Annotated in this window: 1 protein-coding gene; it reads left to right on the top strand. The window is 40.9% G+C overall.

The features are described from left to right. The coding region (locus V7659_RS28990) for a penicillin-binding transpeptidase domain-containing protein (RefSeq protein ID WP_335543507.1) at positions 1-669 on the top strand (669 nt) is incomplete at its 5' end. Between the last annotated feature and the right edge of the window lie 33 nt (positions 670-702).

Here is a 702-nt window from a genome sequence, read left to right as displayed (position 1 = left end):
ATGGCAGGTGCCTACAGTGCATTCGGGAATAAAGGGAACTACAATAAACCGCATTTTGTTCAAAAAGTGGTCCTGCCTGATGCTAAAGTCGTTCATTTTACGGAGAAACCAAAACGGGTCATGCATGATTACACGGCGTATATGGTCACAGATATGTTACGTTCCGTTGTAACAAATGGTGGTGGTGCAATGGCCAATGTTCCTGGCCTATATGTGGTAGGGAAGACAGGTACAACGAATTTTGACCCACAGACCCGGGCGAAATTTGGATACCCAGACAATGCCACAAATGATAGCTGGTTCGTTGGATATTCACCGCAATACACCATGGCGGTCTGGACCGGATATGCACAAAACGGTTCTGGTAACTTTATGTCCGCAACTACGACACCTATTGCTAAGTATATGTTCAAAGCCATGATGCAGTCATTTGGAACGGATTCATCAAGTTTTCAGCAGCCAAACAGTGTCTATCGAGTAAATAATGAACTGTATATTAGAGGGATTAATTCTGCAGAAGTACCGCCAAAGCCAAAACCTATTATCAACAAAGCAAAACCTGCTAATAATAATGCTATGAAACCGAATAAAGAAGAAAAGAAACAACAAAAAGAACAAAAGAAAAAGCACCAAGGGAAAGGTAAGGGTAAAGGAAAAAAGAATCATTAGAATGATATTTAAGACCAATAAAGAACCAGGAGA

This window comes from Neobacillus drentensis (assembly GCF_036966985.1).
GTDB classification, from domain to species: Bacteria; Bacillota; Bacilli; order Bacillales; family Cytobacillaceae; genus Neobacillus; species Neobacillus drentensis_E.
The sequence above is the reverse complement of the archived record's forward strand: the minus strand, read 5'-3'. Positions and strand labels throughout refer to the sequence as shown.